General features: G+C 41.5%; 9 protein-coding genes and 1 tRNA gene. 7 read left to right on the forward strand and 3 right to left on the reverse strand.

All coding sequences use genetic code 11. From position 1 onward, the window contains the following. Positions 1 to 346: 346 nt before the first annotated feature. Complete coding sequence (locus tag Q3A68_RS08420; protein WP_302900624.1) at positions 347 to 2,281, reverse strand: sigma 54-interacting response regulator; 1,935 nt, start codon at positions 2,279 to 2,281, stop codon at positions 347 to 349. Positions 2,282 to 2,583: 302 nt separating this feature from the next. On the opposite strand from Q3A68_RS08420, the gene Q3A68_RS08425 reads away from it, so the two are divergent. After that, complete coding sequence (locus tag Q3A68_RS08425; protein WP_302900625.1) at positions 2,584 to 3,687, forward strand: sigma-54 interaction domain-containing protein; 1,104 nt, start codon at positions 2,584 to 2,586, stop codon at positions 3,685 to 3,687. Between the two features lie 129 nt (positions 3,688 to 3,816). Here Q3A68_RS08425 and Q3A68_RS08430 read toward each other — a convergent pair whose 3' ends face one another. Continuing rightward, a complete protein-coding gene (locus Q3A68_RS08430; protein ID WP_302900626.1) occupies positions 3,817 to 4,239 on the reverse strand; it encodes a cupin domain-containing protein in 423 nt (140 codons plus the stop codon). Positions 4,240 to 4,810: 571 nt separating this feature from the next. Here Q3A68_RS08430 and Q3A68_RS08435 point away from each other — a divergent pair. The 6 genes from Q3A68_RS08435 (at position 4,811) to Q3A68_RS08460 (ending at position 12,259) form a co-directional block, all read left to right on the forward strand. After that, positions 4,811 to 5,263 (forward strand): carboxymuconolactone decarboxylase family protein, encoded by a 453-nt coding sequence (locus tag Q3A68_RS08435; RefSeq protein WP_302900627.1) that lies wholly within the window; start codon positions 4,811 to 4,813, stop codon positions 5,261 to 5,263. Positions 5,264 to 6,422: 1,159 nt separating this feature from the next. Continuing rightward, positions 6,423 to 6,995, forward strand: coding sequence for a hypothetical protein (locus Q3A68_RS08440; RefSeq protein WP_302900628.1), 573 nt, complete (start codon positions 6,423 to 6,425; stop codon positions 6,993 to 6,995). A gap of 297 nt (positions 6,996 to 7,292) precedes the next feature. After that, positions 7,293 to 8,153 (forward strand): sigma-70 family RNA polymerase sigma factor, encoded by an 861-nt coding sequence (locus Q3A68_RS08445; RefSeq protein WP_302900629.1) that lies wholly within the window; start codon positions 7,293 to 7,295, stop codon positions 8,151 to 8,153. 63 nt (positions 8,154 to 8,216) lie between these two features. Then, positions 8,217 to 9,590, forward strand: a complete 1,374-nt coding sequence (locus tag Q3A68_RS08450; protein ID WP_302900630.1) for a TolC family protein — start codon at positions 8,217 to 8,219, stop codon at positions 9,588 to 9,590. A 21-nt stretch (positions 9,591 to 9,611) separates the two neighbouring features. Then, a complete protein-coding gene (locus Q3A68_RS08455; protein WP_302900631.1) occupies positions 9,612 to 10,661 on the forward strand; it encodes an HlyD family secretion protein in 1,050 nt (349 codons plus the stop codon). Continuing rightward, positions 10,658 to 12,259 carry an efflux MFS transporter permease gene (locus Q3A68_RS08460; RefSeq protein WP_302900632.1) on the forward strand — a complete coding sequence of 534 codons (1,602 nt, stop codon included), beginning with the start codon at positions 10,658 to 10,660 and terminating at the stop codon, positions 12,257 to 12,259. The genes Q3A68_RS08455 and Q3A68_RS08460 overlap by 4 nt, the downstream gene beginning before the upstream one ends. 253 nt (positions 12,260 to 12,512) lie before the next feature. Here the strand turns inward: Q3A68_RS08460 and Q3A68_RS08465 are convergent. Next, positions 12,513 to 12,586: transfer RNA gene (locus Q3A68_RS08465), tRNA-Ile, on the reverse strand. Between the last annotated feature and the right edge of the window lie 83 nt (positions 12,587 to 12,669).

The following is a 12,669-nucleotide window of genomic DNA, read 5'->3' on the forward strand; positions in this document are numbered from 1 at the left end:
GGTCAATAAACAAAAGTAAATAATGAGCCTTTTAATCATGGTTAAAGTTCAGTTAACTCTTATTGTTCCATTGCGGATATTTTTATAATTCTCCATTATTAAATTATCCCATCAGTATGCTTTACTGCTAACCTTAATACTGTGGCAATTAAAAGGCCGAAAAGGTTTCCGGTTATATAAGCGAAGTCAGTGCCATTTATATAAATATTTATAAATCAGCAAAATAAAATACAAATAGATAATTTAGGGACGATATTTCGGACGATTTTTGTAGTTACAGACGATATTTAGCCGGCTTCATTCTGTTAAACCAGGTTAACCCTAAAACAATTATGGCTATCCAAAACTATTTGATACCTAGTTTCTTCATTTTCGAATGCAATGTTGTAGGTGGAAGACCCGTCACTTCGGCGGCACCCCCCGAGCCCCTTATACGACCATTGCATTTTTTTAGTACACTAATAATGTAGTCCCTTTCGTTTTCTTCAATGGTTTTGATCCTGTTGTCGATGGAATGATCTGGATTTACCTTATTTGCTGTACGCTTCTGCAATTTGACTTCTGTTATCACCGTTCCTTTGGTCATTAATATTGAGCGTTCTATAAAATGCTCTAACTCTCTGACGTTCCCTGGCCATGGATAGTCCATCATTTGTTCCAAGACATCTGAAGATACTCCTGCTATAGGTTTATTATATTTCTTACCATAATACCTGATAAAGTGATCTGCCAGAGCAGGTATATCATCCTTTCTTTCACGCAATGATGGAATTTCAACAGGAAATACAAAAAGCCGATAATATAAATCCAAGCGAAACCGCCCTTCTTCCATTTCCTGTTCCAAATCGCGGTTTGTTGCGGCAATGACCCGGACATCAATTTTAATAGGCCCCTTCCCCCCCACACGCTCAATCTCGCGCTCCTGTAAAACACGGAGTAATTTTATTTGCAGGTCAACTGTTAATTCGCCAATCTCGTCCAGGAAAATAGTGCCGCTATCGGCTTGTTCAAATTTACCTATTCTTCTCTCCGATGCTCCCGTGTACGAACCTTTTTCGTGCCCAAAAAGTTCGCTTTCTATCAAATTGGCCGGAAGCGATGCACAGTTCACAACAATCAGCGGTTTTTCTTTACGGTTTGATAATAAATGAATACTTTTTGCCACCCTTTCCTTGCCTGTACCACTTTCTCCTAATATAAGTACCGAAGTATCTAATGGCGATACGGTGGCGATTTGGTCCAGCACGGACAACATTGAATGACTTTGTCCTATAATACCGTAAAAATCATCAAGCCTTTCTTTAGTTGTTACCGGAAGTATTGCGGTATCGGAGAATGGTTGGGCAAAACTATTATTGACAACAAATTCGTGTTGATTATTGCCCAGTACATCACCTAAGGCATTTATTAAACGGCTTAATAAAGTGACGTGTAGTTGAGTATAAGTATTGCCTTTCCTGTTATAAAATTCGTACCTGATCAAATCCGAACTGCCCGGCAAAACCGGAAACAGCAATGCAGACTCGAAATCGTAGGTATCGGCAATTGTTTTACTCAACGGATTCTGATCACACAACCTATCAAAATCGTCAGCATTAAAAAAATTGGCTTTTTTAACAATCGGCATTGATTCGGAAATGTCGAGAAGTTTTCTTGGCTCTATCCCTGTAATAGTTAGAAATTCCTGACTTCCTAAAACCTGGTACTCGTCAAATCCTACTCTTACAAACCCAATGTTTTGACAAAGCTCCGTCGTTGTCTCTCTTATAATTACGTTTAAATAATCAAAAGGAATATGCGCCTGTAGATAGTTAGCTACTTGCAATAATTTTTGTGTTGTATTACCGCGGTAATTTATGACATCTTTCAATTTTTGGTTAAGCTCCTGTTCTTGTTGATTGCGAGCCTCCAGGCTATTTTGAAGCCGATAAAGCGCAACATCTAACGTCGTAAGGAGATCAGCTTCTCTAAACGGTTTAACAATAAAGCCAAATGGCATGGTTGATTTGGCTTCTTCAAGCAGTGCCCCCTGAAAATTCGCTGTGAGATACACAAAAGCTATGTTACTTTCCGTGAGCTTTCTGGCCAGGTCTATGCCATTCAGTTCACCTTTAAGGTGAATGTCGAGCAAAACTAAATCTGGTCTTTGTGCTTCAATCATTGATAGAGCCTCCGGAACAGATTCAGATATTCCCGATATTTTATATCCAGCCCCCATCAATACTAATTTAAGATGGTGAGCTACAAGAGATTCGTCTTCAACGATCAATATTTTCTTCATAGACATATATGCTACAAGCAAAAGTAAAGGAAACAGTAATTCGAACTACAATAAAAAGGCCAGAAATATATTCGCTTTCCTATATATCTTTAAATACATTTCTAAGGTCACGACACTTTGCAAGAGTATAGGCTATTGGGGTTGGCATACAATTCATCAAGCCGACGATATATAATTCAAATGACAACAAAAGAGTCGAAATATCGTCGTCCTTAGCGTCATTCTTTGTTGCTTTAACCCACTATTGAAATGGCATAAAATTCGAAGCTCCGGAGTTTATAAAACACCCAAAGCTAAATAAAATGGAAACCAACAGAGTAATAGTGAAGCCGGGACCCTTTGTACACGATTTATCAAACCCCAACAAAGAAGAACAATTTTTGAGAAGGGTACGGATGAGCCCCGAAATGAATTCCGAAATTGAAAATGAACCGCCAAAACCAGTTTATAACTTCCCCGGTATGATTGGCAACTGCCCGGAAATACAAAAAGTGTATTCCTTGATAACAATGGTCGCACCGAGCAATTCAACGGTGCTGTTACTGGGCGAAACCGGCACCGGTAAAGAAGTTATAGCTCGTTCAATACATAACTTGTCCCCCCGAAAAATAAAGCAAATGGTAGCTGTAAACTGCGCTGCTTTGCCCGCCAATCTTATAGAAAGTGAGCTTTTCGGCCATGAGCGGGGAAGTTTCACCGGCGCAACGGAACGTCGGTTAGGAAAATTCGAGTTGGCAAATGGTGGGACCTTGTTCCTGGACGAGATTGGCGAGTTGGGTATTGACCTGCAGGTTAAGCTTCTTCGGGCGCTACAGGAGAAGGAAATTGAACGTGTAGGCGGCAAGGGGCCTATTAAAGTCAATGTGCGGATCATCGCGGCAACTAATAAAAATTTAGAAAAGGAAATGGCTGAGGGCCGGTTTAGAAGCGATCTGTATTATCGCCTGAATATTTTCCCTATTTCTTTGCCACCGCTGAGAGAGCGGAAAAATGATATTCCGCTCTTGGCGATGCATTTCGTTAAACATTATAGCCGGGAATGCGCCAAAAACATCAATTCTATTTGTAGCCGGGTGATGCAGAGCCTGGTGAATTATCCCTGGCCCGGAAACGTTAGGGAACTTGAGCATCTGATTGAACGGAGTGTATTGCTTGCTGACAGTAACGTGATCAAGAACATACTTCTCCCCTCACTAAAGGACGGAGGTGTTCAGGATGACGAAGCGCGGTCTACTCACAAAACGATAGATCAAAACGAAAGAGAACATATTTACAAAGTTCTAAAGTATTGCGATGGCAGGATTGCAGGTGCCAGTGGTGCAGCTAGTATTTTAGGCGTTCCAACAACCACCCTGCATTCCAAGATGAAACGTTTAGGCATTAAAAGAAATCACTCGATACAGTAATTGAACTAACGAAAAGCCCCACCTGGTTTATTAAAACACAGGTGGGGCTTTTTTGAGTTAATAGCATATTAACAATATTCCTGATGAGATGTAGAGTCTTGTTTAAGTAACTCGTGGCATTCAGTGATATTATTTGTTTTCAGGTATTAAAACAGGTTTCCCTTTGTCACCAACTATAAAGGCAAGCAACTTAGCAGGTTTATCTTTACTCATATTCCTTGTTCCTGCGTGCAATCCGTGTGGCCTTTCATAAAAAGCATCGCCCGCTTTATAGTGATAAACATGGCCATCAAAAGTGGATTCCAGCTCGCCCTCAAGAACATAGCCAAAAGTTGGATTCGGATGCCGGTGTGGTGTGGAAACCTCGCCAGGAGCAAAATTCACAATAATCATCCTTACCTCCTGCTCTTTAAGGCCAGAAGATTGGATAAGTTGGTTAAAAATAACACGTGGAGGAACATCGGTAACAGATGATTTGTTAGAATCCTGTGCCTTTACGTTTAATGTAAAGGCAACGCAAAGCGTTAAAAATGAGATCGCTGATTTTTTCATTTGGTAATTTTTCATTTTAATGAATATTGATGTTTGTATTTAATTGATTACTTGGGATTCCGTTGAGGACTGCAACTCGTCTTTTTTGTGGCTTCTTCTAAAGACCCGTAAAATTCGTTTGATTTCATTGATTTGCACTTTTGCAACTAGCATGCCAACGATGGTACAATCTTATATTCAGCCACTTATATAATTTCTCATTTTTGTTCTTCCCCTGTATTTAGCGTTATCGCGACGTCTGCACGAAATAAGGAACCTATTTTTCTATGGTCAGTGACGTTGACCTATCAGACCTAAGTTGCCAAAGTTTATCGCTCTACAGCTGATAATAAACACGGTCTGAGTTTTTGAAACGGGGGATAAATCAATTAAAAAGTACTTAATATCGTGTATGTAGTCGCCGAGGCGCTGTATAAAGTCTAAAACACCACTTCGATAATCTATCAAGTATCATATTATCAACCGTTTAAACAATTGGCACAACCGTTGCAATCTGACGCCGAGACTGATGTCTGCACCAATGTGCATTTATATCTGTTTCATTAATCGCAAACATAAAATATCATCAGAAATGGAAACAAGAATCAATGCCTATGCAAAAGGGCCAAATGCAATGAAAACGCTGTTTAACATCGGGAGCTATCTTAAGACATCACCTGTTGAAAAACGCCTGCTTGAACTGGTCGATTTCAGAGTATCACAGATTAATGGTTGCGCATATTGTTTAGATATGCATTCTAAAGATGCACGTGCGGGTGGCGAAACAGAACAACGTTTATATGGAATCAGCGCTTGGCGGGAAACTCCATACTACACCGACCGCGAACGCGCTGCGTTGGCCTGGGCTGAGGCTGTTACGAAATGTGAGGTCCCTGACGCAGTTTATGAAAAAGTAAAACCATTATTCACTGATGAGGAATTAGTCGACCTGACACTTGCAATTACTGCCATCAATTCGTGGAACCGTTTTAACCTGGCTTTCCCTGTAGCGCCTGGTTCATACACAGTCGGCCAGTTCGGTTAATTAACACCGGGACGGAAAAGTATTTGATCTTCAAAAAAGTATATAGTACGTCGTAATTTTCCAGCAAGCCTGTCTTTTGGCGGGTTTGCTGGAATAAAAACCAAATCGGACAGGTCGAATTGTTTATTCAATAGGAAGTAGCACCTGGAGAAATCCAGGAGACACAAGTAAATATCTTGCTTTATTGTACCGTACCCGCATGGCCTTAATTTAAAAGAAGGCATATCTAATGATTTACTGAAGTATGCAGCCGCCCGTCGGCTCCTCGCGTTGGTGACCGGTTTTCACAGGGACACTGTGCCGGCGTGGGTTTGTCCCGCACACGAACGGGTGGAAAGTGGGCGCCCCTTACAACATCCTCAAGGAACTGACACCCGTCATCTTCGTTACGACGGGCAGCAAGCAAACTTCTGATGATCACACGATCGGTTAACGCTAATTATATCCGATGAGCATTTGCAATGACAATGCCAATAGATAAAGATCTAAAAGTCAACCACATGAGGCATTTACCGCGATTACAGGATTACTTTATTCAGTGAAAGCACTTTCAGGAAAGCGATATAAAGAGTTGTTTAAAATTGCCCGCGCCCACCTTTCAACAGCGAATGACCCACTGAGGGATGCTGTTTTCACTTCATAGACTTTCACGATCCATTTTCAGACACTGTTAGGTTAGGTGCAGTATATGAACGAGCCGTTTTTCCCACGCTATGAAGCACTCCAATTATGGTTGCCGCCACCTTATTTCGTTTTGGTTACGGCCAATTGGCGAAATAAGGTAATGAACCACCGGAATTCAGTAACATAAATATCTAAAAATAAGACAGTTACACCATTGGCATAAGTTTGGCATATCTCCGGCAATAGACTTACTGAATAAAATAACTACAAGCATATTAATCTAAAAGGCCATGGAAATCGTATTCGTTCTCACACATGCCGTTATGATCATCTGTTTGATCGGCATTATCAGTGTTTCAATCTCCGGCACAAACGACCACGCTGGAATTGAAAAGTCGCATTTCATCTCAGCTCTGGTGATGAGGTTTAAAACAATGCAAATAAATACAGGTCACATTGCGCGCACAGCTACGGCATTGCTGAGCTTGTTTCTAAGATAGCATCTAGTTAATTGTTTAACATAATATCAAAAATCATGAAAAAATCGATCAAAATTTGTGTTGGCGCCATTGCGTTGTTTACCTTCTTCAGTTTACACTCCAGCGCGCAAACTTCTGTTGCAAAAACTGAATCTTACGGTTCAGGAATCAGATTGAGTTTAGGTGCCGATGGTGGTATTCCTGTGGGCTCATTGAATACTGGCTACAACTGGAACGCGGGCGGATCAGTCCAGGCAGATTTTCCTATTCTGAAAGATCAGTTGTACGCTACTCTGAACTCCGGCTATAACGCCATTTTTGCCAGCAGTCAGTATAATATACCCGACATCCATTTAATCCCGGTTAAAGCTGGCCTCAAATATTTCATTATTAAGCAAGTCTATATCCAGGGCGAAGCGGGCGTGTCTTTTCTTACAAACAAGAATGACATGGGGGCTGATAAGTCCGCAGTGTTTGTTTATGCGCCGCAGGCGGGTGTGTTGTTAAACATTGGCGGAAAAAACTATATCGATGCCGGCTTCAGGTTCGAAAGCAATCAAAAATTCTTTAACGGCGGCAATACAGCCAATTTTTTGGCAATACGTATCGCTTATGCCTTTAATCTTTAATCTATCTGTTCCGGGACGGGCGATAGTTGGCGAAGTTAGGCAGGCTGTATATCGGTAGCCTGCCTTTATAAAAAAATGAGATGAAAAATCGGGAGCAATCTAACAAAGTACAAGAAACCGATAACGGTTTCATCAGTTATAGAGCCTTTCGGAATATTCTTATCGCCCTGGCGCTGTGTTTATCATACTTAATGGGCAAATTTTTCCGGGAGCAGAATATTAAGATTTCCAACAGAGCCAGGGTTCATTATACGATAAATAAATAATCAACATTTATCTGTCTTCAATCAAATTGCTATGAGACAATTAATTATTTCAAAAAGCATCACGCAGCGGGATTATAAATCGTTGGACAAATATTTTAATGAAATCGATAAAATCGAGCTTATATCTACCCAGGAAGAAGTGATGCTCGCCCGCCGGATACGGGAAGGCGATAAGGCTGCGCTGGAGCGCCTTACCAAAACCAATCTTCGTTTTGTGGTGTCGGTCGCCAAACAATATCAACACATGGGGCTTACGCTGGGCGACCTGATCAATGAGGGAAATATGGGACTTATCATCGCGGCAAAACGCTATGACGAAACCAGGGGATTCAAATTCATTTCTTATGCCGTCTGGTGGATAAGACAATCCATTAGCAACGCCCTTGCCGAACATGCCCGGATGGTGCGCCTGCCCTATAACCAGCTCATCCTTTTGAATAAACTACACAAAGCACAATCAACACTGGAACAGGAACACGGTCGAAATCCATCAGAAGATGAATTGGCCGGATGTATGGAACTACCAGTTGAAAAGGTAAAGGACATGATGAATAAATCCGGCGCTAGCATATCCATTGACGAACCCTTTCAGGGCGAGGATAACTATACTTTATTAGATGTTTTACCTAGTAATGAGGCATCCACTGATTTTCTGGTGGAGCAGAAAGCCATCACAAGAGAAATTCATTATTCGATGAAAGTCTTAAGCAAACGCGACCGGGAGTTACTGGTGATGTTTTTTGGGTTGGGTAGTTTTTCGCCGCAATCCCTTGAAGAGATTGGCAAACGATTTAACATCAGCAAAGAACATGTTTCGAGATTAAAAGAAAAAGCATTGCGCAAGCTTCGCAATTGCTCAAACGCGCAGGTTCTGATGTCCTGCCTCAGCTGATAATTACGAAGTATTAAGTTCCGAAAGACTGAAAAGATACCTATTGATAAAATAGCGCCCGTTATGAAAAAAACAATCACCACCAGGAAAATACAACGAATAATACATACAATGAGGGGTATCTGGGCCATGATTTTCCTATTATTTGTAGCAAATCCGGAATCTTTCGGGCAACAGAATAATGTGCTGCCTCATCAGCTTACTTTACAGGAAGCGATAGCTCTTTCTAAGGCGCAGAACAAGCAGGTACGTGCAGTTAGAAGTGAAGAAAACGCCACCATAGCTGATCTTAAAGATGCTAAAAATGCCGCACTGCCAGGTTTAGAGTTTACCGGGGATTACCAGCGTTTTACCAAGCTTACGCTGTATAATGATTTTCTTGCCGATTCCAAATCTATCCCAAAACGCCCGGGTCCCAACGGGGCTGACCTGAGCGTATCAGCGGCATTTAATCTTTACTCCGGTGGTCGGCAGCGATCTTACGAGTCCGAACAGAATTTAAAAAAGGACATTGCCGGCATCAATGTTCAGGATCAGAGCGGGAACATCAGTTTGCAGGTAGCTGCGCAATATCTGAATATGGTTAATCTGACCAATCAGAAGAGATTTATTGAAGAGCAAATTGTGAGAGCCGAAACACGTCTGAAAAACATAAACGCCCTGTACAAAAATGAAAAAGTGACCCGTAGTGATGTGCTGCGTGCCGAGCTAAATTTATCAGCAGTAAAACTTAACCTCGAGCAGGCAGAGAATGACATCCGCATCAGCAATCAGAAGCTGGATGTATTGATCGATATTCCAGATACTACCCGGATAGTTCCAACCGACTCTGCCAATATGTTGCGTCCGGCAACGGAGAATCTGTTGCCCTTGATTGGCAATTCAGCTACTGATGCTTACTCTATCCGCCGTGCTAACGAGAATGTCAAATTGCAAAATGAAAGGATAAAGAGCCTGAAAACGAATTATGCGCCATCCTTATTTCTTTATTCTGCCTATTTGATGAGCTATCCGAATACTATCTTTTACCCCCCTGTTGATCAAGCCTATTCCATCGGTTTTGTAGGGATAAAGGTTAAATACAATATTTCAGCCCTTTACCAAAACAAGCAAAAAGTATCAGCAGGAAAGATCCGACTGGAAGAGTTACAGCTACAACAGCAGTCTATCAACGATAATACGTTGCAGCAAGCCAGCAGCCTGCTTATCAAATACCAGGAAGCTTTGGACAGGATCGCGGTTAATGAAAAATCGATAGAACAAGCCCGCGTTAATTACAAGATTGTAAATGCCAAGTATCTGAATCAACTGGCCCTGCTGACCGACCTGCTGGATGCTGATAATTTGTACCAGGAAACACGATATAATTTAGTGCAGGCCCAAACCGGTGCACAGCTCATTTACTTTAGTTTACTCTATACTTCAGGAAAACTATAATCAATGCAAAATATTAACGAAATGGAAAATACAGCAAAAAAAAGGATGCACCCCGGGAATATAGCTCTTTTGATTGCAGCGATGCTGGTTGTCATTATTGCCATATTTTATTTTACCAATTATTTTATCAGGCAGGCGCATTATGAAGAGACGAATGACGCGCAGGTTGATTCTTATATCAACCCGGTTTCTGCGCGGGTAAGCGGCTATATCAAAGCCGTAAAGTTTGAAGAGCATGAACTAGTAAAACAAGGCGATACGCTGGTGCTGATAGATGACAAAGAGTACCGGCAAAAAGTAGATGAAGCCGAAGCGGCTGTGGAAGACTCCCGCGCACAGGTAGAGGTTTTAAATGCCGGCATCGAATCGGCTGAAGTAGCAACCCTTGTAAATAAGGACCAGATCGATGGCGCAAAAGCGCGCCTGGTACAGCAAACGCAGGACATTAAACGATATAAAAATCTGATAAAAGAAGAAGCGGCTACCGGCTCTGACCTTGATCTCGTTCAATCGCATTATGATGTATCGGTGAGTGATTATAGCGCCGCACAAAATAACCTGAAAACCAGCTATGCAAAGATTAAAGAACTGAAATCTCGCAAGGCATTGCTGGCCGCCGACCTGAAACGGAAAACTGCAGAACTGGAACTCGCACGAATTAATTTAGGATATGCAGTAATACGTGCGCCATATTCCGGCAGGCTTGGACGGAAAACCATACTGGAAGGACAACAAGTGCAGATAGGCCAGCCATTGGTGTCGATCGTAAATGAAAAAGATAAATGGGTTACTGCGAATTTTAAAGAAACGCAGGTTTACGGTATGTACATTGGTCAACCTGTGGACATTGAAGTGGACGCCATTGATGACAAGGTATATCATGGCACTATTGAAGCCATTTCCGCATCAACAGGCGCCAAGTTTTCTCTCCTGCCACCAGATAACGCCACTGGGAACTTTGTGAAAATTATACAACGTATTCCGGTGAAAATCAAATTTACAACTACAGATATTAACCCGGTACGTGCAGGAATGAATGTTTTTGTTTCGGTTAAAAAGAAAGAAATATGAATCCACAACTACATCTTAAGCCATGGCTGGCCAATTGGAGCCTGGGACTTCGTATTGCGCTTTTTCTGATATTGCTTTCGGGTATCGTACAGTTTGTAGCATTTTCGTTGAACCAGGCTTATATACTCTCCTATTTTGGCGCACAGCCAGAGGATATTACTTTCTCCATCCAGCTTACTTATGTGGGCATTTTAGCTATGCTCCCTATTCTTTTTCGTTTCGTGCGGTATTTCGAAATGAAAGCGATTTTAGTATCCATGCTTATCCTTTCTATCGTGCTTTGCATAGCATCATTAATGACAACTGATCTTATTGTTTTCTACATCATCAGGTTTTTTCAGGGGATAGTGGTTTGTGGGATCGCAGGCTGCGTGCTGCTGGAAATCCCCGTCTATATAGATACCCCAGAATTTAAACAAGCTTTCTCTTCATCCGTTTTTTACGGCACAGTCTTGAGTAGCAGTGTCCTGATCGGTCTTGTAGCAGCCAATGTTGAATTGAGTACCAACATCATAGAGGTTTATAGTTATCTGGCACTTTTTCTTGCTTTTATTTTGCTATTAGTTTTACTTGGTTTCCGGAATCGGACCAACATGCGACGATACCCATTATATCAAATAGATTGGATAGGCACCTGCTTTTTTGTGCTGGCTGCCGTATGCCTGGCATATACGATTATTTATGGGTCTAAATACTATTGGTTCAGCGATCCGCGAATCAGGGTATCAGCTCTGTTATTTATTGTAGGCGCCCTGCTGTTTGTTTGGCGTGAACTTACTATTAAACGGCCGGGACTTGACTTAAGCGTATTTAAATACCCTAAATTCTGGGCCGGTATATTATTGCTGGCATCCTATTACGGCATGAAGGAAAGCATTAATCTGATATTTGGATATACAACCAACATATTGCAGTGGAGCCCGGTTGATGTGATGTACCTTGGACTGGCCAATGTACTTGGCATTGTCTTTTTTATGGTTGTGACTGCTGAATTGCTGGCGCGCCGGATAGTTACTGTACCCGGATTTCTCATTGCCGGCTTTTGTATGATGCTGCTTTACCATCTATGGATGTATTTTATATTTACTCCTGATCTGGCCTATGGGGACCTGATGCTTCCGATGTTTTTCCAGGGAGCGTCCTCCGGGATACTTTTTGTGCCTATTATGCTACTTATGCTTTCATCTGTTCCATCAACAACAGGTATAGCCGGCTTAGTGATAGCTGCCGATGTACGCTTTGTTTCATTACTTAATGCAAGTGCAGGTTTTTATAACCTGCAGCTTAGATACAATCAATTATATAAAGAAGGTTTCCTGCGGCATCTGACCAATACTGACGAGCAAACCACAGAACGTTTGGACGTTTTCAGACAGCTTTATCGGTCAAAAGGGTTCTCGCCAGATCAGGCCAATGCGCTTGCCAACTCTTCTTTGGCAAGATCGCTAAGCATACAAAGCCAGCTCCTTACAAACAGAGCGGTTTTTCTATATATTTCATTGATAATAATAATTATATTATCAGTTCTAATGATAGTTTATTGCATTGGTTTGTATAGGAAACACAGAATGGGGCATCTGCAAGCTGCAGCAGTATAATTAACTATAAATCTTTTATTTTCTTGCATAAACGTTAAGGGCAAATTAATGGGTTGTTGATACTGATACAGTTGCCATAATTATTTTTTAGCAGGCAAAACCACTGTTACAGTCTGGTTACAGTTTTGCGTGGAGTTAAACAAAAAATTATGTAAATCCTGACAGGTTTTGCCAGTGCTGCAGATTGTCCAAAATCTGCGTTTGGAAATCGAAAAAGCCGTAAATTATGTAAATCTACGGCTTTCTTGACTTGTGCGCCCACCTGGGCTCGAACCAGGGACCAAAAGATTATGAGTCTTCTACTCTAACCGACTGAGCTATAGGCGCTGAAATCGTGTTGAAATTTCGGCTGCAATATTACGGAATCACAGCCGAATTTCAAAAACGTTTTTTAGTTATACTTATAAGGG

The organism is Mucilaginibacter tolerans, from assembly GCF_030519375.1.
GTDB lineage: Bacteria > Bacteroidota > Bacteroidia > Sphingobacteriales > Sphingobacteriaceae > Mucilaginibacter.

Excerpts from the sequence above, each read along its gene's own strand:
- Q3A68_RS08445 (WP_302900629.1), top strand. The coding sequence starts at position 7,293 with ATGAGACAATTAATTATTTCAAAAAGCATCACGCAGCGGGATTATAAA.
- Q3A68_RS08425 (WP_302900625.1), top strand. The coding sequence starts at position 2,584 with ATGGAAACCAACAGAGTAATAGTGAAGCCGGGACCCTTTGTACACGAT.
- Q3A68_RS08435 (WP_302900627.1), top strand. The coding sequence starts at position 4,811 with ATGGAAACAAGAATCAATGCCTATGCAAAAGGGCCAAATGCAATGAAA.
- Q3A68_RS08450 (WP_302900630.1), top strand. The coding sequence starts at position 8,217 with ATGAAAAAAACAATCACCACCAGGAAAATACAACGAATAATACATACA.
- Q3A68_RS08440 (WP_302900628.1), top strand. The coding sequence starts at position 6,423 with ATGAAAAAATCGATCAAAATTTGTGTTGGCGCCATTGCGTTGTTTACC.
- Q3A68_RS08455 (WP_302900631.1), top strand. The coding sequence starts at position 9,612 with ATGGAAAATACAGCAAAAAAAAGGATGCACCCCGGGAATATAGCTCTT.
- Q3A68_RS08420 (WP_302900624.1), bottom strand. The coding sequence starts at position 2,281 with ATGAAGAAAATATTGATCGTTGAAGACGAATCTCTTGTAGCTCACCAT.
- Q3A68_RS08460 (WP_302900632.1), top strand. The coding sequence starts at position 10,658 with ATGAATCCACAACTACATCTTAAGCCATGGCTGGCCAATTGGAGCCTG.
- Q3A68_RS08430 (WP_302900626.1), bottom strand. The coding sequence starts at position 4,239 with ATGAAAAAATCAGCGATCTCATTTTTAACGCTTTGCGTTGCCTTTACA.